Source organism: Microbacterium sp. 70-16 (assembly GCF_001898315.1).
Lineage (GTDB): Bacteria > Actinomycetota > Actinomycetes > Actinomycetales > Microbacteriaceae > Microbacterium.
Window position 1 is genome coordinate 138,575 of the sequence record NZ_MKTQ01000014.1, and the last position, 22,890, is coordinate 161,464.

At 70.1% G+C, this 22,890-nt stretch carries 21 protein-coding genes and 2 tRNA genes; 17 read left to right on the forward strand and 6 right to left on the reverse strand.

Features of this window, described 5'->3' with window-relative positions; all coding sequences use genetic code 11:
- The first annotated feature begins 69 nt into the window (after nucleotides 1-69).
- The 3 genes from BGO46_RS05595 to serA all read left to right on the forward strand — a co-directional run bounded on the left by BGO46_RS05595 (nucleotide 70) and on the right by serA (nucleotide 2,600).
- Entirely contained in the window at nucleotides 70-567 is a 498-nt protein-coding gene (locus BGO46_RS05595) for a DNA polymerase III subunit gamma/tau (RefSeq protein ID WP_292677443.1), read from the forward strand.
- On the forward strand, nucleotides 564-920 hold the full coding sequence (locus BGO46_RS05600; protein ID WP_292677445.1) for a bacitracin resistance protein: 357 nt from the start codon (nucleotides 564-566) through the stop codon (nucleotides 918-920). Before BGO46_RS05595 ends, BGO46_RS05600 begins: the two co-directional genes overlap by 4 nt.
- 75 nt (nucleotides 921-995) lie before the next feature.
- Nucleotides 996-2,600 (forward strand): phosphoglycerate dehydrogenase, encoded by a 1,605-nt coding sequence (gene serA / locus BGO46_RS05605; protein ID WP_292677447.1) that lies wholly within the window; start codon nucleotides 996-998, stop codon nucleotides 2,598-2,600.
- A 22-nt stretch (nucleotides 2,601-2,622) separates the two neighbouring features.
- Here serA and BGO46_RS05610 read toward each other — a convergent pair whose 3' ends face one another.
- Nucleotides 2,623-3,165 (reverse strand): TetR/AcrR family transcriptional regulator, encoded by a 543-nt coding sequence (locus BGO46_RS05610; RefSeq protein ID WP_292677449.1) that lies wholly within the window; start codon nucleotides 3,163-3,165, stop codon nucleotides 2,623-2,625.
- Between the two features lie 55 nt (nucleotides 3,166-3,220).
- On the opposite strand from BGO46_RS05610, the gene BGO46_RS05615 reads away from it, so the two are divergent.
- The 8 genes from BGO46_RS05615 (at nucleotide 3,221) to BGO46_RS05650 (ending at nucleotide 11,045) form a co-directional block, all read left to right on the forward strand.
- Nucleotides 3,221-4,804, forward strand: coding sequence for an MFS transporter (locus BGO46_RS05615; RefSeq protein ID WP_292677451.1), 1,584 nt, complete (start codon nucleotides 3,221-3,223; stop codon nucleotides 4,802-4,804).
- Complete coding sequence (locus BGO46_RS05620) at nucleotides 4,767-5,819, forward strand: 3-isopropylmalate dehydrogenase (RefSeq protein WP_292677453.1); 1,053 nt, start codon at nucleotides 4,767-4,769, stop codon at nucleotides 5,817-5,819. Before BGO46_RS05615 ends, BGO46_RS05620 begins: the two co-directional genes overlap by 38 nt.
- Nucleotides 5,820-5,855: 36 nt before the next feature.
- Nucleotides 5,856-6,959 carry a branched-chain amino acid aminotransferase gene (locus BGO46_RS05625; RefSeq protein WP_292677455.1) on the forward strand — a complete coding sequence of 368 codons (1,104 nt, stop codon included), beginning with the start codon at nucleotides 5,856-5,858 and terminating at the stop codon, nucleotides 6,957-6,959.
- A gap of 36 nt (nucleotides 6,960-6,995) precedes the next feature.
- The gene (locus BGO46_RS05630; protein WP_292677456.1) at nucleotides 6,996-7,763 is read left to right on the forward strand and encodes a fumarylacetoacetate hydrolase family protein; all 768 of its coding nucleotides are present in this window, start codon (nucleotides 6,996-6,998) and stop codon (nucleotides 7,761-7,763) included.
- A gap of 74 nt (nucleotides 7,764-7,837) precedes the next feature.
- Nucleotides 7,838-9,028: an MFS transporter gene (locus tag BGO46_RS05635; protein ID WP_292677577.1), complete on the forward strand. Its 1,191-nt coding sequence runs from the start codon at nucleotides 7,838-7,840 to the stop codon at nucleotides 9,026-9,028.
- A 25-nt stretch (nucleotides 9,029-9,053) separates the two neighbouring features.
- Complete coding sequence (gene gltX / locus BGO46_RS05640; protein WP_292677459.1) at nucleotides 9,054-10,568, forward strand: glutamate--tRNA ligase; 1,515 nt, start codon at nucleotides 9,054-9,056, stop codon at nucleotides 10,566-10,568.
- 87 nt (nucleotides 10,569-10,655) lie between these two features.
- Nucleotides 10,656-10,730 (forward strand) — tRNA-Gln (locus tag BGO46_RS05645).
- A 96-nt stretch (nucleotides 10,731-10,826) separates the two neighbouring features.
- Nucleotides 10,827-11,045 (forward strand): three-helix bundle dimerization domain-containing protein, encoded by a 219-nt coding sequence (locus tag BGO46_RS05650; protein ID WP_292677461.1) that lies wholly within the window; start codon nucleotides 10,827-10,829, stop codon nucleotides 11,043-11,045.
- Between the two features lie 103 nt (nucleotides 11,046-11,148).
- On the opposite strand, the gene BGO46_RS05655 is transcribed toward BGO46_RS05650, so the two are convergent.
- Nucleotides 11,149-13,200 carry a DUF262 domain-containing protein gene (locus BGO46_RS05655; RefSeq protein WP_292677463.1) on the reverse strand — a complete coding sequence of 684 codons (2,052 nt, stop codon included), beginning with the start codon at nucleotides 13,198-13,200 and terminating at the stop codon, nucleotides 11,149-11,151.
- Nucleotides 13,201-13,325: 125 nt separating this feature from the next.
- Here BGO46_RS05655 and BGO46_RS05660 point away from each other — a divergent pair, with 125 nt between their 5' ends.
- Entirely contained in the window at nucleotides 13,326-14,099 is a 774-nt protein-coding gene (locus BGO46_RS05660) for a hypothetical protein (protein WP_292677465.1), read from the forward strand.
- A gap of 69 nt (nucleotides 14,100-14,168) precedes the next feature.
- Here BGO46_RS05660 and BGO46_RS05665 read toward each other — a convergent pair whose 3' ends face one another.
- Nucleotides 14,169-15,692, reverse strand: coding sequence for a hypothetical protein (locus BGO46_RS05665; RefSeq protein ID WP_299985488.1), 1,524 nt, complete (start codon nucleotides 15,690-15,692; stop codon nucleotides 14,169-14,171).
- Between the two features lie 313 nt (nucleotides 15,693-16,005).
- On the opposite strand from BGO46_RS05665, the gene BGO46_RS05670 reads away from it, so the two are divergent.
- Genes BGO46_RS05670 through BGO46_RS05685 form a run of 4 tightly spaced genes read left to right on the forward strand, consistent with a single transcriptional unit; the run spans nucleotide 16,006 to nucleotide 20,144 of the window.
- On the forward strand, nucleotides 16,006-16,788 hold the full coding sequence (locus BGO46_RS05670) for a DeoR/GlpR family DNA-binding transcription regulator (protein WP_292677470.1): 783 nt from the start codon (nucleotides 16,006-16,008) through the stop codon (nucleotides 16,786-16,788).
- Nucleotides 16,785-17,729, forward strand: coding sequence for a 1-phosphofructokinase (locus tag BGO46_RS05675; RefSeq protein ID WP_292677472.1), 945 nt, complete (start codon nucleotides 16,785-16,787; stop codon nucleotides 17,727-17,729). Before BGO46_RS05670 ends, BGO46_RS05675 begins: the two co-directional genes overlap by 4 nt.
- A 29-nt stretch (nucleotides 17,730-17,758) precedes the next feature.
- The gene (locus tag BGO46_RS05680; RefSeq protein WP_292677474.1) at nucleotides 17,759-19,831 is read left to right on the forward strand and encodes a fructose-specific PTS transporter subunit EIIC; all 2,073 of its coding nucleotides are present in this window, start codon (nucleotides 17,759-17,761) and stop codon (nucleotides 19,829-19,831) included.
- Nucleotides 19,832-19,871: 40 nt separating this feature from the next.
- Complete coding sequence (locus BGO46_RS05685) at nucleotides 19,872-20,144, forward strand: HPr family phosphocarrier protein (protein WP_292677476.1); 273 nt, start codon at nucleotides 19,872-19,874, stop codon at nucleotides 20,142-20,144.
- A gap of 71 nt (nucleotides 20,145-20,215) precedes the next feature.
- Here BGO46_RS05685 and BGO46_RS05690 read toward each other — a convergent pair whose 3' ends face one another.
- Nucleotides 20,216-20,848, reverse strand: coding sequence for an MBL fold metallo-hydrolase (locus BGO46_RS05690; protein ID WP_292677478.1), 633 nt, complete (start codon nucleotides 20,846-20,848; stop codon nucleotides 20,216-20,218).
- A gap of 149 nt (nucleotides 20,849-20,997) precedes the next feature.
- Here BGO46_RS05690 and BGO46_RS05695 point away from each other — a divergent pair.
- Nucleotides 20,998-21,073: transfer RNA gene (locus tag BGO46_RS05695), tRNA-Glu, on the forward strand.
- A 49-nt stretch (nucleotides 21,074-21,122) separates the two neighbouring features.
- Here the strand turns inward: BGO46_RS05695 and BGO46_RS05700 are convergent.
- Both BGO46_RS05700 and BGO46_RS05705 read right to left on the reverse strand, forming a co-directional pair.
- Complete coding sequence (locus BGO46_RS05700) at nucleotides 21,123-22,238, reverse strand: DUF4349 domain-containing protein (RefSeq protein WP_292677480.1); 1,116 nt, start codon at nucleotides 22,236-22,238, stop codon at nucleotides 21,123-21,125.
- Nucleotides 22,235-22,810 (reverse strand): RNA polymerase sigma factor, encoded by a 576-nt coding sequence (locus BGO46_RS05705; RefSeq protein ID WP_292677482.1) that lies wholly within the window; start codon nucleotides 22,808-22,810, stop codon nucleotides 22,235-22,237. Before BGO46_RS05705 ends, BGO46_RS05700 begins: the two co-directional genes overlap by 4 nt.
- Between the last annotated feature and the right edge of the window lie 80 nt (nucleotides 22,811-22,890).

Consider the following 22,890-nt stretch of genomic DNA (forward strand, 5'->3'; position numbering starts at 1 on the left):
ACCCGGCCCCCTCACAAGGGGGCCGGGTCTTCGGCATTCGGCCGCCTGCCACCCCGCTACGCTGGGCGGGTGAGCACCGGACGCGATGACGACGCCCTGAGCTGGGGCGGCGACGACGATCCCACGCTGGACGTCGGGGCACGGCCTGAGCCTGAGCCGGCTCCGGCACCGGCTCTTCCGGACGGCTTCACGGCCGTCGGGCGGGGGAGTGAGGCCCTCGCGGGCCGGGCAGACGTGCCGGCGGATGCCGCGGAGGATGCCCCGCCGGCATCCCTGTCGAACGTCGCGCTCGTCACGATCGGCATCATCGCGGGCATCTACCTGCTGTACACGATCGGCTGGATCGTGGGCGGGTCACGACTGGCGGGCACCGCACAGTTCCTCGTGAGCCCCGTCGGCTATCAGTTCGCGCTGTGGCTCGCGATCGCCGCGCCCGCGCTCTGGTTCGGGACGGCGTACGCGCTCACGCGCGGCACCAAGACCTGGATCCGCGTGCTGTGGCTCGCCGCGGGCCTCGCACTGCTGGTGCCGTGGCCGTTCATCATGGTCGGGGCGGTGGGACAGTGAGCACGCAAGAGTCGCCCGCACGACCCGCACACCGCGGCGCACTGCCGGTGTGGCTCATCGTCACGATCTCGGTCTTCTTCGGCCTCTTCTACGCCTACGCGGTGTGGAATGCGGTGGAGTTCCTCATCTCGCAGGCGACCGGCACGCTGACACTCAACGGCTACGGCTGGTTCGTGCTGCTGCTCGCCGTCGCATTCCCACTCGTGGCCTTCGGCGTCGCGTTCGCGATCGGATGGCGCCGGGTGTGGTGGGAGTTCGGTCTGGTCTTGCTCGCCGGGCTCGGCGTCGTCGCGGTGTTCTGGCTCAACGTCATCGCCTACAGCGCCACCAACGGCGCATCGATGCTGGGCTGACCGGGCACCCTCTGCCGGTTACTTCCGTCGTCACACGGTCAGGTGCGTGTGGTCGCGGACGGTAGGCTGAACCCCGTGACCAAGCCTGTCGTCCTGATCGCCGAAGAACTCTCCCCCGCCACGATCGATGCCCTCGGGCCGGATTTCGAGATCCGCACGGTCGACGGCACCGATCGCCCCGCGCTGCTGTCGTCGATCGCCGACGCCGACGCGATCCTGATCCGATCGGCGACGAAGGTGGATGCCGAGGCGATCGCCGCGGCATCCCGCCTCAAGGTCGTCGCACGCGCCGGTGTGGGCCTGGACAACGTCGACATCAAGTCGGCCACGGCGGCGGGCGTCATGGTCGTCAACGCGCCGACCTCCAACATCATCTCGGCAGCCGAGCTCACCGTCGGCCACATCCTGAGCCTCGCGCGTCACATTCCCGCGGCGCACGCCTCGCTCGCGGCGGGCGCATGGAAGCGCAGCTCGTTCACGGGCACCGAGCTGTTCGAGAAGACGGTCGGCATCATCGGCCTCGGCCGCATCGGTGGCCTCATCGCGGCGCGCCTGCAGGGCTTCGGTGTGTCGGTCGTCGCGTACGACCCCTACGTCACGCCCGCCCGCGCACAGCAGCTCGGCGTGACGCTGCTGCCGCTGGATGACCTGCTCGCGCAGAGTGACTTCGTCACGATCCACATGCCGAAGACCCCCGAGACGACCGGCATGATCGGCGCCGAGCAGTTCGCACTGATGAAGCCGACCGCGTACGTCGTCAACGTCGCCCGCGGCGGGCTCATCGACGAGGCCGCGCTGTACACGGCGCTCACGACCGGCGAGATCGCCGGTGCGGGGCTCGACGTCTTCACCTCTGAGCCGCCGAAGGAAGACGGCACCGCCTTCCCGCTGCTCTCGCTGCCGAACGTCGTCGTGACGCCGCACCTCGGGGCATCCACCGACGAAGCACAGGAGAAAGCCGGCATCTCGGTCGCCCGCTCCGTCAAACTCGCTCTCGAGGGTGACCTCGTTCCCGATGCCGTCAACGTCGCCGGCGGCGTCATCGACCCGTTCGTGCGCCCCGGCATCGCGCTGGTCGAGCGGCTCGGCCAAGTGTTCTCGGGTCTTGCCGCCAGTGCCCTGACGAGCCTCGACATCGAGGTGCGCGGCGAGCTGGCCGCCTACGACGTCAGCGTGTACCGCCTCGCGGCGCTCAAGGGCATCTTCACGAAGATCGTCAGCGAGAACGTGTCGTACGTCAACGCGCCGCTGTTCGCCGAGCAGCGCGGCATCGAGACGCGCCTGATCGTCGAGGCCGACAGCCCGCTGTACCGCAACATCACGATCCTGCGCGGCACGCTGTCCGACGGGTCGGTGCTCACGGTCGCGGGCACGCTCGCGGGCACCCGCATGGTGCCGAAGATCGTCGGCATCAACGGGTACGAGATCGAGGTGCCGATCGAGCAGCACCACGTCGTGATGCGCTACGCCGACCGCCCCGGAATCGTCGCGATCTACGGTCAGAAGCTCGGCGAAGCCGGCATCAACATCGCGGGACTGTTCGTGGCGCACCCCGACGCGTCCGGCCGCGCGCTGTCGGTGCTGACGGTCGACCAGCCCGTGCCCGAAGAGATCCTCGAGCAGATGCGCGCCGCCGTCGGCGCCGACCTCTTCCGCCAGATCGAGATCACCGAGGCCTGAGCCGCGGCATCAGCCGGGTGCGTCAGTGCGCGGATGCCTCGACGAGCGCGATGAGCGCGTCCAGCGCGGCGCCGCGGGGGACCGGGCCCGAAACCGGGTCGCTGGAGAGGGCGTTGTTGTAGTACAGCCCGTCGCTCACGAGCAGGACGAGCGCGAGCGCGGCCTCGTCGCGCACGTGCGGCCGCAGGGCATCCGCCCACCGCGCGCGTACGCGCTGCAGCGCCTCGGCGGCGTCGGCGCGTCCACCCTGCGCGAGGCGTGAGGTGGCGATGAGCGCCCGATCGAGCGGGTCGCCGTCCATGACGGACGTGCGCAGGTAGTACGCGACGGTGCCCTCGGGTGCCGCGGCCATCTGGCCGAGATCCTCGTCGACGAGGGTTTCGAGCCGGTCGAGGAGGCCGCGCTCGAGGGCGTCCTTCGAGGCGAAGTGGTACAGCAGGCCGCCCTTGGAAACACCCGCGGCGTGGGCCGTGGCATCCATCGTCGCGGCGCGTTCGCCGTCGTCGACGAGCAGGCTCTCGAAGGCATCGAGCACGCTCTCGCGGGCGCGTGGGGGTCGGGACATCGGTCTTCCTTCCGGTCGCCGTCGTCTGTTACTATACCGGCTGGACGGTTTACAAATGACATTGACTGAAGAGATCACCATCGCAGACGCACAGGGTCGCAGAGTGGGCTGGCGGGGCTGGACGGCGCTGGTCGTCCTCATGCTGCCCGTGTTGCTCGTGTCGGTCGACAACACGGTGCTGAGCTTCGCGCTGCCCGACATCGCGCGCGACCTCTCGCCGACGAGCGCGGAGCAGCTCTGGATCATCGACGCGTACCCGCTTGTGCTCGCGGGCCTGCTCGTGACGATGGGAACGCTCGGCGACCGCTTCGGACGCCGCCGGATGCTGCTGATCGGCGCGACCGGGTTCGCGACGATCTCGGCGCTCGCGGCCTTCGCCCCCACGGCGGGCCTGCTCATCGCGTCGCGCGCGGCGATGGGCGTCTTCGGCGCCATGCTCATGCCGTCGACGCTCTCGCTGCTGCGGTCGATCTTCACCGACCGTGACCAGCGCCGGCTCGCGATCGCGGTGTGGGCATCGATGTTCTCGGCCGGCTCGGCGCTCGGCCCCATCGTCGGTGGCATCCTGCTCGAGCACTTCGCGTGGGGCTCAGTGTTCCTCATGGCCGTGCCCGTGTTGCTGCCCCTGCTGATCCTCGCGCCGCTGCTCGTGCCCGAGAGCCGCGACCCCAACCCGGGCCGCATCGACCCCGTCAGCATCCTGTTGTCGATGGCGACGATGGTGCCGATCGTGTTCGCCATCAAGGAAGCCGCCGTGCACGGCTTCGACCTCACGGTGCCCGTGCTCGTGCTGGTCGGCCTGGGCTTCGGCGCGCTGTTCGTGCGTCGCCAGCTGCGCAGCACCGCACCCATGCTCGACATGCGCCTGTTCACCCGTGGCACGTTCACGGGCGCGCTGCTGGTGAACCTGCTGAGCGTCATCGCGCTCGTCGGGTTCCTGTTCTTCGTCGCGCAGCACCTGCAGCTGATCGTCGGACTCTCGCCGATGGATGCCGGTCTCGCGCTCGTCCCCGGAATGGTCGCCATGATCATCGCGGGCCTGGTCATCGTGCCGATCGCGCAACGCGTCGACGCGCGCATCGTCGTGCCCATCGCGCTGATGTTCTCAGTCGCGGGGTATGTCCTGGTCGCGATGTCTGCGACCGACGCCGACCTCGCGCTGCTCGTGGCGGCGTTCGTCCTGCTCGGCATCGGCATCGGCGCGGCCGAGACCGTCTCGAACGACCTCATCCTCGCGAGCGCACCGCCGGACAAGGCCGGCGCGGCCAGCGCCGTCTCCGAGACCGCGTACGAGCTCGGCGCCGTCCTCGGGACGGCCGTGCTCGGCGGCATCCTGACGTCGCTGTTCCGCACCGGCATCGTGCTGCCGCAGGGACTGACGTCGTCGCTGGCGGATGCCGCGCGCGAGACGCTCGCCGGGGCCATGACCGTCGCCGATCAGCTCGGCGGGGCGATTGGCGAGCAGTTGCGCGTCGCCGCCTCCCACGCCTTCGACGGGGGCGTGGTCGTGACCTCGCTCGCGGGTGCGGCGCTCGTGATCGCAGCGGCCGTCATCGCGGCCACTACGCTGGGAACGAGCCCACGCAGTCGCAAGGAGAGCAATGTCGCGCGTCATCAGATTGGCCCTGATCCCCGGTGACGGAATCGGCCCCGAAGTGGTCGCCGAAGCCGAGAAGGTCCTCGACGCCGTCACCGCGGCATCCGACGTCACCTTCGAGCGCACGCGGTTCTCGCTGGGCGCCGCGCGCTACCTCGAGACCGGTGACACGCTCTCGGACGAGGATCTCGCGGCGATCGCCGAGCACGACGTCATCCTGCTCGGTGCCGTCGGCGGCGTTCCCGGCGATGTGCGGCTGAAGGATGCCAACATCGAGCGCGGCCTGCTGCTGAACCTGCGCTTCGCGCTCGACCACTACGTCAACCTGCGCCCCTCGAAGCTGTACCCGGGTGCTCCCGGCCCGCTCGCGAACCCCGGCGAGATCGACTTCGTCGTCGTCCGCGAGGGTACAGAAGGCCCGTACGTCGGCAACGGCGGAGCGATCCGCGTCGGCACGCCGCACGAGGTCGCCAACGAGACGAGCGTCAACACCGCGTTCGGAGTCGAGCGGGTCGTCCGCTACGCGTTCGCGCAGGCGCAGCGCCGCCGGCAGAAGCTCACGCTCGTGCACAAGACGAACGTGCTGGTGCACGCGGGCGGCATCTGGAAGCGGATCGTGGATGCCGTGGCATCCGAGTACCCCGACGTCGCCGTAGACTATCTGCACGTCGACGCGGCAACCATCTTCCTGGTCACGAACCCGAGCCGTTTCGATGTGATCGTCACCGACAACCTCTTCGGCGACATCCTGACAGACCTGGCCGGCGCCGTCACCGGTGGCATCGGCCTCGCCGCATCGGGGAACATCAACCCCGACGGCGCGTTCCCCTCGATGTTCGAGCCCGTGCACGGCTCGGCGCCGGACATCGCGGGCACCCAGAAGGCCGACCCCACGGCCGCGATCCTGTCCGTCGCCCTCATGCTCGATCACCTCGGGCTGCAGAGCGAGGCGCAGCGCGTCACCCGCGCCGTCGAGGACGACATCGCCGCACGGGGCACACACACGCGCACGACCACCGAGGTCGGAGACGCGATCGTCGCGGCACTCCAGGCGTAGCCTGGGGATGCCGCCGCACAGACATCAGGGATGGACATGAGCCTCACATTCGACCCCGACGCCGGACTCGCCCCGCTCGAGTTCGCTGTCACGAAGAACCTCGCCGCGCGCTCTGCGCAGGAGCGCACCGAACTGCTGGTCGACCCCGTGTTCGGCACGGCCTTCACCGACCACATGGTCGACATCTGCTGGTCGGTACGCGGCGGCTGGCACCGCCCGCGCGTCCAGCCGTACGGGCCGCTGTCGCTGGACCCGGCCGCGGCGGTGCTGCACTACGGTCAGGAGATCTTCGAGGGCATCAAGGCGTACCGGCACGCCGACGGGTCGATCCACACGTTCCGCCCGCGCCAGAACGCGCTGCGGCTGCAGCGCAGCGCGCGTCGCCTGGCGCTGCCGGAGCTGCCCGTCGAGTACTTCCTCGAGTCGCTCAAGGCGCTCATCGCGGTCGACGGCGAGTGGGTGCCGTCGGGCGCTGACCAGAGCCTGTACCTGCGTCCGTTCATGTTCGCGAAGGAGGCGTTCCTCGGCGTGCGCCCCGCCAACAAGGTCGGCTACTACCTCATCGCCTCGCCGGTCGGCGCGTACTTCAAGGGCGGCGCGAAGCCCGTCTCGATCTGGCTGAGCGAGGACTACGCGCGCGCCGGCAAGGGCGGCACGGGTGCGGCGAAGACGGGCGGCAACTACGCCGCGAGCCTGCTGCCGCAGGCCGAGGCCTACGAGCAGGGTTGCGATCAGGTCGTCTTCCTCGATCAAGACCGCAACGTCGAAGAGCTCGGTGGCATGAACATCGTGTTCGTCTACAAGGACGGCACGATCGTCACCCCGCAGTCCGACTCGATCCTCGAGGGCATCACGCGCGACTCGATCCTGCAGCTGGCCGCCGACCGCGGCCACAAGATCGAGGGCCGCGCGGTCTCGATCGACGAGTGGCGTCAGGGTGTGGCATCCGGTGACATCGTCGAGGTGTTCGCGTGCGGCACGGCCGCCGTCGTCGCCCCGATCGGCGTGCTGAAGGGCAAGGACTTCATCGACGAGCAGCCTCTCGGTGACCTCGCGCTGTCGCTGCGTGAAGAGCTCACCGACATCCAGTACGGGCGTCGCGAGGATACCCACGACTGGCTGCGGCGTCTCGACGCGTGAGGACCGTTGCGGGTGGCGCCTCGATAGGCTGAGTGCGTGAGGATCGTACGCTTCAGCCACCAGGACGCCATCCGCTTCGGCATCGTCGACGACACCGAACTCGTCGTGCTGGCGGGTGACCCGCTGTTCACCGGGTTCGACACGACGGGCGAGCGGGTGCCGCTGGGCGAAGCCGCGCTGCTGGCTCCGGTGATCCCGCGCTCGAAGGTCGTCTGCGTCGGCAAGAACTACCGCGACCACGCCGCCGAGATGGGGGGTGAGGCACCCGCCGCGCCGCTGCTGTTCCTCAAGCCGAACACCGCGGTGATCGGCCCGGGCGACGCGATCGTGCGGCCGCCGCAGTCACAGCGCACCGACTTCGAGGGCGAGCTCGCCGTCGTCATCGGCCGGGTCGCCAAGAACGTGCCGGCGAGCGACGCACTGGACTACGTGTTCGGCTACACGATCGGCAACGACGTGACGGCGCGCGATCTGCAGGCATCCGACGGGCAGTGGGCACGTGCGAAGGGATTCGACACGTTCTGCCCGCTCGGCCCCGCGATCGAGACCGAGTTCGACCTCGCCGGCGGAGCGCGCATCATCACGCGCGTCGACGGCGAGGTGCGCCAGGACGGCCCGATCTCTGACATGGTCCACTCGGTTCCCGACATCATCGCCTACGCGTCGGCGGCGTTCACGCTGCTGCCGGGAGATGTGATCCTCACCGGCACGCCGGCCGGGATCGGCCCGTTCGAGGCCGGGCAGACGGTCGAAGTCGAGATCACGGGGCTCGGCACGCTGCGCAACCCGGCGCGCGACGCGTGACGGACGGTCCCGCCGCCGCACCCGAAGCGCCCGAGCCGCTCGAGCCGCCCGATGCGCCCGAGCAGGTCGCCGCGATCCAGCGGCGCACCGTCCGTGTGCTCGCCGCCGGGCAGGTACTCGGGGGTATCGCGTTCGGCGCGACCGTCTCACTCGGGGCCCTGCTGGCTGCCGACCTGTCTGGGCAGGAGTCGCTGTCGGGCCTTGCCACGGCCTCCGTCACCCTCGGTGCGTCCCTGTGCGCGATCCCGCTGGCCCGCTTGGCGGCCCGGCGCGGACGGCGCACCGCGCTGACGCTTGGCAACCTTTTCGCTCTTGTCGGCATCGCGATCGTGATCACCGCGGCGGCGCTGCGGGTCTTCCCGCTGCTGCTGGTCGGGGTGATCCTCATCGGGGCCGGCAACGCGGGCAACCTGCAGTCCCGCTTCGCGGCGACCGATCTCGCGGCATCCGATCGTCGCGCGCGTGATCTCGGCACGGTCGTGTGGGCGACGACTGTCGGCGGAGTGCTCGGCCCGCTCATGCTGACGCCCGGCGAGGCGGTCGGGCAGCTGATCGGGATGCCTCCGCTCACGGGCGCGTACGTCTTCTCGATCGTCGCCCAGATCGCCGCGCTCGCGCTCTACCTCGTCGCGCTGCGGCCTGACCCGTTGCTCATCGCGCAGCGGCTCGCGCGCAGCGGCGAGGCGCGCCGCGACCACATCGTCGAGACCGATCGGTCCGTCGCGGCGCGGTACGCGATGTTCGCCGTCGCCGGCTCGCACGTGGTCATGGCATCCGTCATGGCCATGACCCCCATTCATCTGTCGCACCTCGCACCCGAGCATGTGACGCTCGTGGTCGGCACGACGATCGCGCTGCACGTCTTCGGGATGTACGGTCTCTCGCCGCTGTTCGGCATGCTGGCCGACCGGGCGGGCCGCATCGCGACGATCCTCGTGGGTCAGGCGCTGCTGGCGGCGTCGCTCGTGCTGGCGGCGGTCGCACCCGACTCGCAGTGGACGGTGCTCGTCGCACTCTTCCTGCTCGGGGCCGGCTGGAGCGCCGCCACTGTCGCGGGTGCCGCACTGCTCACTGAGAGCACGCTGACCGCGCGGCGTCCGCGGCGCCAGGGCCTGAGCGACACGATCATGACCTTCAGCGCGGCCGTCGGCGCCGTGCTCGCCGGCGTCGTGCTGAGCGCGATCGGCTACGGCGGGCTCGCGCTCGTGGCCCTCGTCGTGGTCGTCGCCGTGACGGTGCTCTCGCCGTACGCGCGGCGGGCCTGACGCGCCGCGAACTAGACTGGTGCGGATGTGTGCCGCGATCGATCCCCGTACCACCACCGCCTCCGGCGCCGACGTCCGCGTCCGGTTCTGCCCCTCGCCGACGGGTCTGCCGCACGTCGGCATGGTCCGCACCGCGCTGTACAACTGGGCCTACGCCCGGCACACCGGCGGCAAGCTGATCTTCCGCATCGAGGACACCGATGCCGCGCGCGACAGCGAAGAGAGCTACCTGCAGCTCGTCGACGCGCTGACCTGGCTCGAGATCGACTGGGATGAGGGTGTCGAGAAGGGCGGCCCGCACGCGCCGTACCGCCAGTCGCAGCGCCACGAGATCTATGCCGAGGTGCTCGAGAAGCTCATCGCGACCGGCGCCGTCTACGAGTCGTACTCGACGGCCGAGGAGATCGACGCGCGCAACGAGGCTGCCGGCCGCGCCAAGCAGCTCGGCTACGACAACTTCGACCGCGACCTGACCGACGAGCAGAAGGATGCCTTCCGCGCGGAGGGTCGCGAGCCGGCGTACCGCGTGCGCGTGCCCGATCACGACCTGACCTACGTCGACCTCATCCGAGGTGAGGTGACGTTCCCGGCGGGATCGTTCCCCGACTTCGTCGTCGTGCGCGCGGGTGGCCAGGCGCTGTACACGTTCACGAACCCCGTCGACGACGCGCTGATGGGCATCACGCACGTCATCCGCGGCGAAGACCTCATGCCGTCGACGGCGCGTCAGCTCGCGTTGTACGCGGCGCTCAACGACGCCGGCGTGACAGATTTCGTGCCGCGCTTCGGGCACATGCCGCTCGTCCTCGGTGAGACCGGCAACAAGAAGCTCTCCAAGCGTGACCCGCAGGCCGACCTGTTCCTGCTGCGCGACAAGGGGTTCATCCACGAGGGCCTGCTCAACTACCTGTCGCTGCTCGGCTGGTCGATCGCGGCCGACCGTGATGTCTTCTCACGCGATGAGCTCGTCGCGGCGTTCGACATCGCCGACGTCAACCCGAACCCCGCGCGCTTCGACCAGAAGAAGGCGGAGTCGATCAACGGCGACCACATCCGCATGCTGGATGCCGCGGACTTCGCCGCGCGCCTCGTGCCGTATCTCGCCGCCGAGGGTCTCTTCGAGAACCCGCCGACCGCGGCGCAGCAGGCGACGCTGGATGCCGCGGCACCGCTCGTCCACGAGCGCATGCAGCTGCTGGGGGAGGCGCCGGGCCTGCTCGGCTTCCTCTTCCGCGACGTCACCGGCTACGACGAGGACGCGCTGAAGGGCCTGCCCGCGAACGCGGGCGAGGTGCTCGTCGCCTCGGTCGCCGCGCTCGAGCTCGTGCCGGAGGATGCCTTCACCACCGCCGCCGTGCAGGAGGCGCTCGCGAACGCCCTCATCGAGGAACTGGGGCTCAAGCCCCGCGTCGCCTACGGGCCGCTGCGCGTTGCCGTCAGTGGCCGCCGCATCTCACCGCCGCTGTTCGAGTCGATGGAGTTGCTCGGCAAGACCGTGACCATCGCCCGACTAGGCGCCCTCGTGCAGCACCTGGGCTGAAACCGACGCGCCCGGGGCGCCCCGGTTTGGCCGGGCCGTCTGCGTGGGCTAAGCTTGATCTTCGGTACGGCTTCGGCCGTCACCCCTTGGGGTATGGTGTAATTGGCAACACGGAGGTTTCTGGTACCTTTGTTCTTGGTTCGAGTCCAGGTACCCCAGCCAGCAAAAACCCCCGCTCAGGCGGGGGTTTTGCTGTATCCGTAGACAGCGCGGGCGGGTATGGTCAGCATCAGCAACGATGCGAGTGAGGAGCGGGCCATGGGCACCGAGCTCAACGAAGACGACATGATCGAAGAGATCGTCGACCGTCTCACCGAGAAGTACGCCGCGCTCGGCGGCGATCGGGTCCGCGAGGTCGTGAACCATCACCGCGTCGCACTCGACTCCGCGAAGGTGCGCGACTTCCTCCCGGTGCTCATCGAGCGAGCCTCGAAGGATCAACTGAAGGCAGAAGCGAAAGCCGCGAAGTCGGTGTGATCTGCGCCCGACTCGTAAACAGAGCGCATGCTTGACGTATGAGCGTGATCCGGCCGACGAGCGAGTACGAGGCACTCGTGGGGGCCGTCAGCCGCGCAGCGCGTCAGCGCATCGCGTCGCCGATGTAGCTGTACTTGAGGAACACCTCGCTGGCCCAGCCCGCCTCATCGAGCACGCCCTGAACCGCGGCGAGCATGTACTTCGAGTCCCAGCCCATGTAGAGGTACTGTCCGTCGGCGATCTGGTCCCACTGGCCGTTCCACGCCATCTCCGGATAGAGGGGGCCGCCGCGGCGCGCGCTGAAGTCGATGACGGCCTGGCGCGAGGCATCCGACTCTGTCCACAGTCGCTTGAAGACGCGGTTGAACAGGTACCGGATGTCCTTGACCTCCCAGTGCTCACCGCGGAACTCGACGTAGTCGAACTCGCGCTGCCAGCCGCGCGGCCATCCGCGGCGGCGCTTCGCGTCGAGGATGGGAGTGAGGTCGTCGTCGTCGATGCTGACGACAGCGGGGCGCTCCCACACACGAACGAAGACATCGGTGAGGTGCTCGGTGCGCGCGGCGATGGCTGCGGTGCTCCAGGCATCCGCGCTCGCGATCTCGGTCGTGAGGACGACATCGCTGGCCGCGTAAGCGGCGCGCTTGGCGGGGAAGGACGCGTCGATCGCCCGCTCGGCGAGCGGTTGCTCGAGCAGCGTCAGGTTGCCGAGGGTCTGCGCCAGGGCGCGGAAGCTGTTCTGCTCGTCGTCGGTGAGTTCGGCCCAGCGGCGGATGCCATCGGGCGACCACTCGTCGGAGGGTGCCAGCGGCACGACATGCTCGATGTCGAGCGCGTCCCCGCCGTTCGTGCCGGCAAGGCGGCCCAAGACGTAGTGCGCGTGGGGGAGGTCGCCGTACTTGAGACCGACGCGCGTGCGCTCGTCGGACGGCGTGATGCGCGCGATCGCGTGGACGAGATCGTTCGTGCCGCGATCGGCCGCGCGGCACAGGCGCGCCACCAGACGGTCGGTTGAGATGCCGACGATCTTGCGGCGCAGCAGCAGCGACTGCAGCTGCTCGAGCGACGAGAGCAGCTCGTCGATGCCGAGCTCGCCGTGCGCGTGCGAGCGGTACAGCCGCATGACGAGGGGGTAGACGCCGCGTCCGAACGTGTTCAGGTAGCCGAGCTGACGGGCGATCTCGGTGTCGGGTGCCTGCGCGGGGTCGAGCAGCACGCCGTAGATCTGCGCGAACTCGCGCCACTGTGCGGCGCGCTGGCGCAGCGTGTCGACATCCAGTCGCGGGAACTCGTGGCGGAACGCGTCGTACACGCCCCGTTCACCGGCGACGGCGACTTCGCGGCCGGTCAGCATGACGAGGTAGTGACGCCAGAACGCACCGATCTGCTCGCCGGTGGCGTCTTCGATCGGCAGCCAGTAGTCGTTCTCGATCTCGCTCTGCTCGGCGTGCGAGAGGCCCATCAGTACGTAGTTGTGGATCAGCTCGTGATCGCGCAGCGGTTCGCCGGTCGAGTTGAGGCTCTCGAACGTCTGCTGCGCGTTCGCTGCCGCGCCGAGGGTGATCGAGACGTGCTCGAGCTTCGTCAGACCGCGCCAGATGCTCGCCGCCTCGCCGGGGCGGATCTGGCTGCGGAAGAACGCGTAGTTGTCGTCGAAGCGCGATTCACGCAGGTCGTCGGATGCCGCGCGGCGGTCCAGCACGACGCTCTCGAAGACGTCGGCCCAGGCGCGGTGCGGGCGCAGCTTGGTGCGCGTCGGGTCGTCGGCGCGCACCAGCACCCGCTCCAGTTCGGCGGCGAGCGTCGGGTCGTCGTCGCGCAGGGTGTGGTGCAGGGCGGCGACGAGCAGCATGAGCGTCGTGATGCGCTGCTGGCCGTCGATGAGCACGAGATGGGCGCCCTCGTCAGCGTCGGAGGTCGACGCGGCGGAGAGGATCGACCCGATGAAGTGGGTGTCCGAGGCATCCGCCGCCGACACCGCACGCACGTCGCTGAGCAACTGTTCGCAGCCGCCGATATCCCACCGATACTGACGCTGATAGACGGGAACGACGATCGTCGTATCGGAGGCGGAGAGCCACCCGATCGTGTTGACGGCGGTGGCCTCGACGTTCGCGGCGGGGATAGTCGAGGCGATGCTCGCGGCAGTGCTCATGATCGAAAAGACGCTCCTTGCAGACCTCGGTCGAGTCTATGCGCGTTCACAAAACGGCTCTGTAGGCTTGCCTCAGTCGGGCCTGTAAAAACTTCGCTTGTCCGGCAGAAAGGGCATGATCCGTCATGGCATACATCAAGAGCGCTGCGCTCGAGGAGACCGGTTACGTCGTCCTCGACATGTACGGTGCAGAGATCGACCCCAAGGAATGGCTTGACGTCGAGTACGTCGACTGGAAGTCGTCGGGCGACACCCGGTTCGCGCCGCTGGCTTCGGCCAAGGGCGAGATCGAGTGCAACGGCTTCTGGAACCACAAGCCGCCGCGCACCGACAAGGACGGCGTCTGGATCGACTCGCAGACCGCGATCGCCCCGACGCTGACCGCACGCGCGCAGGAGCCCGGCGCCAACGTCGGCCGCTGCCGCATCATCGAGCTGCAGCCGAACACCTACGCGGACTGCCTCTACAACCTGCACCAGGACGACAACAACCGCCTCAACCCCGACGGCACCGGCTGGGTCGTCCGCGGGTTCTTCAACCTCACCGACGACAAGACGAGCTACTTCGTGCTGCGTGAGAACCGCACCGACCCGAGCGAGGAGACGCGCATCGCCCTTCCCGCCGGCGCGCAGCTCATCGTCGACACGCAGCGCCTGTGGCACGCGGCGGCGCACTACGGCGACGAGCCCCGCTACTGCCTCATCACGTCGTGGGAGTCGGGCCCCGAGCTCGACGCGTACATCGCGAAGTACAACGGTGTGAACAAGGTCGAGAGCTACCCCGTCGACCAGGAGACGCTGGATGCCGGCCAGGTCGAGCAGGCTCGCCGCATCGCGGCCCGCGCCGCGGCCCTCGCCGCGCGCGGCCAGCAGGAAGTCAACGTCATGAGCGAGGCCTGAGCCTCACTCCCACCCGCAGAGGGGTTCCCGGCCATCGCGGCCGGGAACCCCTCTGTCGTTGCGGTCTGATCAGGCGGCGACGAGCCCGCGCTGACGGTTGCGGTGCACGAGTCGGTGCCCGATCCACGCCGTGATCGCGATAAGCCCCACGATCGCCGTACCGAAGATCCAGGGCAGCAGCGCCGGCACCAGGCTCGACGTGCCCGCCTTCAGCGTGTCGGTGCCCGCGGCGATCTCGGCGTTGCCGTCGGCGAGGCGCGAGGCGCCCGCGGCGAGCGTCCCCGATCCATCGAACAGCCGGGCCGAGCCGTCCGACAGCGTCGTCGCGCCGGCGGAGAGGTCGTTCAATCCGGTCGCGAGGCTGCCCGCGCCGTCGGACAGCTGCTGCGTGCCGTCGGCGAGCGAGGTCGCACCCGCCGACAGGCTGCCGGCGCCGACCGCGAGGTTCTGCGCGCCCGAGCTGAGTGCGAGGGCCCCCGTCGACAGCGTCTGCGTGCCGGATGCCAGCGAACCGGCACCGGCCGCGAGCTGGCCCGTGCCGCCGGCAAGCTGCGCGGCGCCCGCGTTGAGCTTGTCGAGGCCTGCGGCGAGTTCCTGCGCCTTCGCTGCGAGATACGGCGCGCCCTTCTGCGCGTCGGCGAGGGCCACGGTACCCGGCCAGGCGTTGGCGGCATCGCCGTTGATGATGGCGGAGATCCCGCCGGTCACCTGCGCAGCGCCGCCGGCGACCTGCGCCGCCCCGCCCGCGGCGTCGCGCAGGCCGGCGGCAAGCGCCGGAGCGGCCGCTGCCTGCGGTGCCATCGCGGCGACCTGCTGGTTCAGCCCGGCGGCGAGCGCCGAGATCGTCGCCCAGTCGGCGTTCGCGGGGTCGGCGGCGCCCGCCGCGACGAGTGTGGCGAGCGTGCTCGCGTTGCCCTGGGCGCTGGTCGCGTTGGCGGTGATCGCGGCGCCGTTGTCGGCGAGCGCGGTGACCTCAGCGCTGACCTTGCTGCCCAGCAGTGCCGAGAAGCCCTCCGCCTTCTGCTGGAAGGTCTCAGCTCCGCTCAACACGGCACGACTGTACGTGTCGGCACCGACGACGCCGCGGGCGAGCGTCGAAGCGCCCTCGGCCAGCTGCGTGCCGCCGGTCGCGGCGGTCTGCGCTCCGGCGGAGAGGTCGCGTGCGCCTCCCGCGGCGCTCTGTGCGCCGGCGGAGAGCTGGGCGGCACCGGCAGCGGCGGATGCCGCGCCGTCGCGCACCTTGGCCGCACCGGTCGCGGCCGAATCGGCGCCGGCGGCCAGCGTGCCGGCCCCGGTCGCGAGCGAGGCGGCACCCGCCGCGGCGCTGGTGGCACCGTCGGACAAGGTGCTCGCGCCGTCGGCGGCAGCGGTGGCGCCGGCATCCAGCTTCTCGGCACCGGCCGAGAGGTCGGATGCGCCGTCCGAGAGCGTCTGCGCGCCCGCGGCGAGCTCGTCCGAGCCCGATGAGGCTTGTGCGGCGCCGGCGCTCAGCTCTGCGGCGCCGGCGTCGAGCTTCGCGGCGGTGATCAGGTACAGGGTCGTCATCGTGGCCAGCAGCAGGCCGAGCACGATGACGGTGACGCGCATACCCATGCCATGGGTGTGTGTGCCGGTTCTCGTCATTGAGGACTCCGTTGTCTCGCGCCTGCATCGTCGCAGGCGTGGTGTGGGTGCTCTGTCGGGAGAGCGACATGACGCTAACAGCCTGACCGGGCAGATTTCGGCAACCTTGTGCGCATCTGCCGTGTGGAACCAAGTGCCACGAATGCTGACGCCCAGTCCCTTGTAGATCTGCTACAAAGCGCTCCCGAATGTCGCTTGTCGCGACTCGACGTGTCTGTCGATCGACAGGCTTGTGCCGATCTGTGTATGTGTTGTATTGTGTGGATATCCAAGGAGGGTCCACATGTACGCAACGGAGCGACAGCAGCTCATCGAGCACCTCGTCGCGACAGAAGGCCGTGTGGTCGTCGTAGAACTCGCACGCCGCTTCGGCGTCACGACCGAGACCGTCCGCCGCGACCTCGACCAGCTCGAGTCGGCGGGAGCCGTGCGCCGCGTGCACGGGGGAGCGGTTGCGCGTACGCGCGTGAGCACCGCCGAGGCATCCCTGGCCGAACGGACTCTGCGCAGCAGTGACGCGAAGCTCGCGATCGCCGCGCGTGCCCTCGATGCGATGCCGGCGGCGTTCGAAGGCTCCGTCTACATCGACGCGGGCACGACGACCGCTGCCATCGCGCACCTGCTGGCGCAGCGCCCCGCCGGAGCCCACCCCCTGGAAGTCGTGACCCACTCGATGACCGTCGCCCACCTTCTCGCGGGCGCCCCAGCCCTGAGCCTCACCGCGATCGGCGGACGCGTGCGCGGACTGACCGCGGCCGCGGTGGGGGCGCAGACCGTCGACACCGTCTCGCGTCTGCGTCCGGACATCGCCTTCATCGGCACGAACGGCCTGTCGACGGGCTTCGGACTCAGCACACCCGATCCGGATGAAGCCGCCGTCAAGCGCGCGATCATCCGCGCCGCGCGGCGCACGTTCGTCGTCGCAGACGCCGAGAAGTTCGACGCCGAGCTGCTCGTCTCGTTCGGCGACCTGGCGGACATCGACGTGTTCGTCACGGACGCCGCCCCGCCGAGGGAATTGTCCGAAGCCTTGCAGGCTGCAGATGCGGAGGTCTGGATCGCATGATCGTCACACTCACTGCCAACCCGTCGCTCGATCGTGCGGTGACCCTTGCCGAGCCGCTGCGGCCCGGTGAAGTGCAGACCGCGCAGTCGGTGCGGGAGGATGCCGGGGGCAAGGGCATCAACGTCACCCGGGTGCTGCTCGGCTCGGGGCAGGACAGCGTGGCCGTGCTGCCGCTCGATGCCGACGACCAGTTCGCCGTCGTGCTGCGGGCAGCAGGCGTGCCCCTGCGGCCCGTCGCCGCGCACGGCGCGGCCCGGGCCAACCTCACGATCGCCGACCCGTCGGGCGTGACCACCAAGATCAACCTCCCGGGCGTCACCCGCTCGCGCGAGGACGGCGATGCGCTCATCGCAGCCGTCGCCGCCGCCGCGGCGGGTGCGCGCTGGCTCGTACTTGCTGGATCGCTGCCGCCGGGCCTGCCCGACGACTTCTATGTCGACGTCATCCGCGCCGTGCGCGCGAACGCCGACGCGCCCCGCATCGCGGTCGACACCTCCGGCGCGGCGCTGCGCGCCGTGGTCGCAGCCGGTGCCCCTGACCTGATCAAGCCCAACGATGACGAGCTCGTGGAGCTCACCGGAGCACCGCTCGATGCCAGCATCCCGCTGCCGCAGGCCGTCGCCGCGGCGGGCCGGGCGCTCGTGCCCGATCGCGTGGGTGCCGCTTTCGTCACGCTCGGCGGTGCCGGTGCCGTGCTGGTCACGCCCGACGGCGCGTGGCAGGGGACTCCGCCGCCCACGCGCGTGCGCAGCACGGTCGGCGCGGGCGACAGCTCGCTGGCAGGCTTCCTCCTGGCGGAGGCATCCGGCGGCGAACCCGAGGAGTGCCTGCGCAGCGGCATCCGCTACGGCTCCGCGGCAGCCGCCCTCCCCGGAACCCAAGCTCCCACCCCGGCAGATCTGCTCCCCGGCGACGTGCCGGTGAGCGCTCTCACCCACTGACAATCCCAACCCGACCACTGGAGGTCACCGTGTCCGAGATCATCACGCCGGCGCTCGTCAGCCTTGACGAGTCGCTCGGCACCGACAAGCGGGCGGTCATCGACGCCCTCGCGGCGCGTGTTGCCGCAACCGGTCGCGCGAGCGACGGCGCGGCGCTGTCCGCGGATGCCTGGAAGCGCGAGCAGACCGATGAGACCGGGCTGCCCGGCGGCATCGCGATCCCGCACGCGAAGAGCCCCGCGGTCAACGAGGCCACGCTTGCCTTCGCGCGCCTCGCGCCGGGCGTCGACTTCGGCGCCGGTGACGGCCCCGCCGACCTCGTCTTCCTGATCGCCGCGCCCGACACCGCCGCCGAAGAGCACCTCGCCGTGCTGTCGCGCCTGGCCCGCGCGTTCATGCGCGACGAGTTCACGGCGGGTCTGCGCAGCGCCGCGACGCCGCAGGATGTCGTCGACCTCGTGCAGCACGCCGTCAGCGATGCGCCCGCACCCGCCGCAAAGCCTGCGGCCGCGCCGGCCGCAGCGCCCGCGCCCGCAGCCGCCGTCGCGCCGGGACTGACCGTCGACGGGCGCCCCGCACGCATCGTCGCCGTCACGGCCTGTGCGACGGGTATCGCCCACACGTTCATGGCGGCCGACGCGCTGACCGCAGCGGGTCAGAAGGACGGCATCGACCTCACGGTCGAGCCGCAGGGCTCGTCGGGCTACAAGGCGATTCCGCAGCAGGTCATCGACGATGCGGATGCCGTGATCTTCGCCGTCGACGTCGACGTCCGCGGCGAGCAGCGCTTCGCCGGCAAGCCCGTCGTGCGCGTACCCGTCAAGAAGGGCATCGAAGAGCCCTCGCACCTGATCGCCGAGGCGATCGCCGCCGTGGGCAACCCGGCGGCCGCGCGCGTCAGCGCGTCGGCGGGCGAGGCCTCGACCGCGCAGGCGGCACCGACCTCACTCGGCGGCAGCGTCAAGCGGGCGCTGCTGACCGGTGTCAGCTACATGATCCCGTTCGTCGCCGGCGGTGGTCTGCTGATCGCCCTCGGATTCCTGCTCGGCGGCTACAACGTCACCGACAACGCGGGTGACGTCGTCCTGCACAACGCCCTGTGGAACCTGCCCACGACCGACATCACCTCGCCGCTCGGCCCGCTCGGCCAATACCTCGGCTCGGTCGCGTTCATCATCGGAAGCACCTCGATGGGCTTCCTGATCCCCGCCCTCGCCGGTTACATCGCGTTCGGCATCGCCGACCGCCCGGGCATCGCACCCGGTTTCGTCGCCGGTGCCATCGCGGGCCTCATGGGCGCGGGCTTCATCGGCGGCATCGTCGGTGGTCTGCTCGCCGGCCTCGCCGCGTGGTGGCTGAACCAGCTGAACGTGGCGCGCTGGCTGCGCGGACTGATGCCGGTCGTGATCATTCCGCTGCTGGCATCCATCTTCGCCTCGGGCCTGATGCTGCTCGTCCTGGGCGGCCCGATCGCGTGGCTCATGACCGCGCTGAGCGACTGGCTGGGCGGCCTCACCGGCGCCGGCGTCGTGATCCTCGGCGTCATCCTCGGCCTCATGATGTGCTTCGACCTCGGTGGCCCGATCAACAAGGTCGCCTACGGCTTCGCGACCGCGGGCCTGTCCGCGGGGCTCGCCGGCGACGACCGCTACCTGCAGATCATGGCAGCCGTCATGGCGGCCGGCATGGTGCCGCCGCTCGCGATGGCGCTGGCATCCACGGTCCTCGCACGTGGCCTGTTCACCGAGCCTGAGCGCGAGAACGGCATGGCCGCGTGGCTGCTCGGTGCCGCCTTCATCTCGGAGGGCGCGATCCCGTTCGCCGCCGCTGACGTGTTCCGCGTCATCCCCGCGATGATGCTCGGCGGCGCCGTCACCGGAGGCCTGTCGATGGCCTTCGCCGTGACCGCGAAGGCTCCGCACGGCGGCGTCTTCGTGTTCTTCGCGATCGACAACTTCTGGCTGTGGCTCATCGCGATCGCCGCCGGCACCGTCGTCGCCGCATTCTCGGTCGTCGCGCTCAAGCGCTTCGCGCACCGGCGCGGGGCCGAGCCGGTTACCTCTGGCGCCGACGGAGTTCCGCAGGCCGTCGCGACCGCCTAGTCTCGAAGACAACCCTCGACCAACGATCCAGGAGGAATCCATGGCAGAACGTACCGCCACCGTCGCGAGCAGCTCGGGTCTGCACGCCCGCCCCGCGAAGCTCTTCGTGCAGGCCGTGCAGGCGACCGGTGTGCCCGTGACCATCGCCGTCGAGGGCGGTGCCGACCTCAACGCCGGCAGCATCCTCAGCCTGATGGGCCTGGGTGCCACGCAGGGCACCGTCGTCACGCTCAAGGCGGAGGGCGACGGAGCAGAGGCAGCACTGGACTCGCTCGTCGCGTTCCTCGAGACGGACCACGACGCCGAGGCCTGAGCCCGGACCACCGACGGATGCCGCGGAGTCCCCGACCGGGGAGTCCGCGGCATCCGTCATTTCAGCTGCGGTCAGACCTCGACGGCGTCGCCGGGATCGAGCGTCACGAACTCGCCGCCGCCCTGCTCAGCGGCCCACGCGAGGCGTGCTCGATGCATGTCGAGGCCGATGCGCGAGAGGGTCATGTCGTGCGTCGCGAACGCGCGGTGCGGCCGCGCCGCGAGCACGAAGTCCATCGCCTCGCCGATCTTCAGCCAGGGGGCGCCGACGGGAGCCGCGAGCATCGCGATCGGCGCGTCGCCGGGCAGCGAGTACGAGTCGCCGGGGTAGTAGAAGGTGTCGTTGACCAGCACGCCGACGTTCTGCACGACCGGGATCGACTCGTGGATGACGTTGTGCGTGCCGCCGTGGAAGGTGAGCGTGAACGGCCCGGCGGTCACGGTGTCGCCGGGGGAGACGACCGTGACGTCGGCACCCGCCGCCGCAACGCCGGCCGTGCCGTACATCGGGACATCGGGCACCTGCGCGCGGATGTGTGCGAGCTGCTGCGGCGTCCAGTGGTCGGCGTGCTCGTGCGTGATGACGACGGCGACCAGGCCGTGCAGATCCTCGAGGGGCAGCGTGAAACCGCCGGGATCGATGATCAGCTGGCGGTCCTCCAGCTCCAGTCGCAGGCAGGCGTGCTCGTGCTTCGTGATGCGCATGAAGACAGTCAACGCGTGCCGCGGCGCTGCGGCAAGCCCACCGGCGCGTTGCGTCTGGGTGTCGCATCTGGGCGGGGTTCGCGCCTCGATTTTGCGAGGGCCCGCCAGACATGGCATAATCGAACGGTTGCTTACGCAGCGAAAAGTACGGCCCCATCGTATAGCGGCCTAGTACGCCGCCCTCTCACGGCGGTAACGCGGGTTCGAATCCCGCTGGGGTCACCACATGCAGAAAGCCCGTCCGCACGGACGGGCTTTCTGCATTCCTCCGGGCTCAGCCCTCTGCGGACTGCTCGCCGGCGCGCCGCGCGCGGCGGCTGCGGATGCCGCGGCGCACCGCCCAGAACACGAGCCACGCGATCGCCAGTACCGCGACCCAGGGGAGCAGGAATCCGATCGCGACGACCAGACCGTTGAGCGTCGCGATCAGCCCGTTCCACCCCGCGGCGATGCCGTCACCGAAACCCGCGGGGTCGGCTGCGACGGCGGGGGCGGCGACCGTGAGCGACACCGTGAGCGTCGACATCCCGACCTGGTTGTCGAGCCAGGTGAGCTGCTGACGCAACGAGTCGAGCTCGGACTGCCGCTGCGCGAGTTCCGACTCGGCCGCGATGAGATCCGCTGTCGACGTCGCCTGACCCATGAGCTCGGTCAAACGTGCGACGGATGCCTCGAGGGCTGTCACCCGCGCGCGCAGATCGACAGCCTCCGTCGTGACGTCCTGCCGGCTGACTTGGCTCGCCATGACCTCGCCGACCGTCGCGAGCTGCGCGATCGCCGCGTCGAGGTGATCGGCCGGCACGCGCACCGTGATCCACGCGCCGGAGTACGCGGGGGAGATCTCCGGTGAGTCGCCCGCTGTCGTGTCGACGGCTGTGCCGTCGATGCTCATCGACTCGACGTAGCCGCCCGCGGCGGTCGCCGCGTCGCCGATCTGCTGGGCCGCTGCCGCGGCATCCTCGACCTGCACCGTCGCGCTGGCCGTCGCGATGATCTCGCGGTTGCCCGTGGCGAGCGCGTCTTCGGAGCCCGTCGCGGCACCGGCGTCCGCACCCGCAATACCCGCACCGTCCATCGACGAGGCCGAGCCGTCCATCGGCATGCCGGCTGCGGGCGCCACTTCGGAGACGTACGCCTCCTCGGCCCGGGACCCGCTCGATCCGCTGCCGAGGTTCAGCTGCGGGGCGATGAGGGCGGCGACCGCGACGAACGCCGCCGCGCCCGCCACGCCCATCCAGATGCGCCCGCGCCGAGTGGCACGTGCACGCGCACGCTCGGCGTCAGCGCGGGCATCCCGTCGCTCCTGCGAGATGCGCGCGAACAGCGTCGTCTCGATCTCGTCGACGCGCTCGTCCGACAGCTCGGGCAGTGTGATGTCGTGAGTGTTCATGTCCCCTCCGGTTCGATCGAGTTCCGCAACTGCGTGCGGATGCGGGACAGACGATTGCGGACGACCCCGTGCGAGACCCCCAGCTCATCGGCGGCGGCCTGGTAGGCGTAGCCTTCGGCAGCGCACAGGTGGAAGATCCTCTGGTCGAGCGGGCTGAGCGTGCCCACCTCGGCGATGACGCGCTCGACGAGCGCGGCGTCGATGACCTGCTTCTCGACGTCCACGACCGCAGGGATCGTCTCATCGACGCCGGCCGCGGTGTGCACCCGATCGCGCTGCTGCCGGCGGATGCGGTTCGCGCTCTGAAAGCGGCAGATGGTCGCGAGCCACGGCAGCAGGGAGTCGCCGGCCAGTTCCAGCCCGGGCAGCTTCCGCCACGCGGCCAGGAACGTCTCCTGCGTCACGTCCTCGGCGTCGGCGCTCGTCCCGACCAGCGAGTGCGCGAGCCAGTACACCGGTCGCACGTAGGCGCGGTACAGCGCGCGGAAGGCGCTCTCGCTCCCGCTCGCGGCGGCCGCGACGAGGTCGGCGTCGGTGTGCGACGTCGCGGCGCGGTCAGGCTCGGGGGTCATGGGTCTCCTCGTCTGTTCCCACTCTGTCAGTGTCGGCAGGTGCGCACACGTCTCGGATCGGCATCGATTCGGCGGCCTTT

Excerpts from the sequence above, each read along its gene's own strand:
- BGO46_RS05705 (WP_292677482.1), bottom strand. The coding sequence starts at position 22,810 with ATGACCCCCGAGCCTGACCGCGCCGCGACGTCGCACACCGACGCCGAC.
- BGO46_RS05690 (WP_292677478.1), bottom strand. The coding sequence starts at position 20,848 with ATGCGCATCACGAAGCACGAGCACGCCTGCCTGCGACTGGAGCTGGAG.
- BGO46_RS05675 (WP_292677472.1), top strand. The coding sequence starts at position 16,785 with ATGATCGTCACACTCACTGCCAACCCGTCGCTCGATCGTGCGGTGACC.
- BGO46_RS05655 (WP_292677463.1), bottom strand. The coding sequence starts at position 13,200 with ATGAGCACTGCCGCGAGCATCGCCTCGACTATCCCCGCCGCGAACGTC.
- BGO46_RS05685 (WP_292677476.1), top strand. The coding sequence starts at position 19,872 with ATGGCAGAACGTACCGCCACCGTCGCGAGCAGCTCGGGTCTGCACGCC.
- BGO46_RS05615 (WP_292677451.1), top strand. The coding sequence starts at position 3,221 with ATGACATTGACTGAAGAGATCACCATCGCAGACGCACAGGGTCGCAGA.
- BGO46_RS05665 (WP_299985488.1), bottom strand. The coding sequence starts at position 15,692 with ATGGGTATGCGCGTCACCGTCATCGTGCTCGGCCTGCTGCTGGCCACG.
- BGO46_RS05610 (WP_292677449.1), bottom strand. The coding sequence starts at position 3,165 with ATGTCCCGACCCCCACGCGCCCGCGAGAGCGTGCTCGATGCCTTCGAG.
- BGO46_RS05650 (WP_292677461.1), top strand. The coding sequence starts at position 10,827 with ATGGGCACCGAGCTCAACGAAGACGACATGATCGAAGAGATCGTCGAC.
- BGO46_RS05660 (WP_292677465.1), top strand. The coding sequence starts at position 13,326 with ATGGCATACATCAAGAGCGCTGCGCTCGAGGAGACCGGTTACGTCGTC.
- BGO46_RS05700 (WP_292677480.1), bottom strand. The coding sequence starts at position 22,238 with ATGAACACTCACGACATCACACTGCCCGAGCTGTCGGACGAGCGCGTC.
- gltX (WP_292677459.1), top strand. The coding sequence starts at position 9,054 with ATGTGTGCCGCGATCGATCCCCGTACCACCACCGCCTCCGGCGCCGAC.
- BGO46_RS05620 (WP_292677453.1), top strand. The coding sequence starts at position 4,767 with ATGTCGCGCGTCATCAGATTGGCCCTGATCCCCGGTGACGGAATCGGC.
- BGO46_RS05625 (WP_292677455.1), top strand. The coding sequence starts at position 5,856 with ATGAGCCTCACATTCGACCCCGACGCCGGACTCGCCCCGCTCGAGTTC.
- BGO46_RS05670 (WP_292677470.1), top strand. The coding sequence starts at position 16,006 with ATGTACGCAACGGAGCGACAGCAGCTCATCGAGCACCTCGTCGCGACA.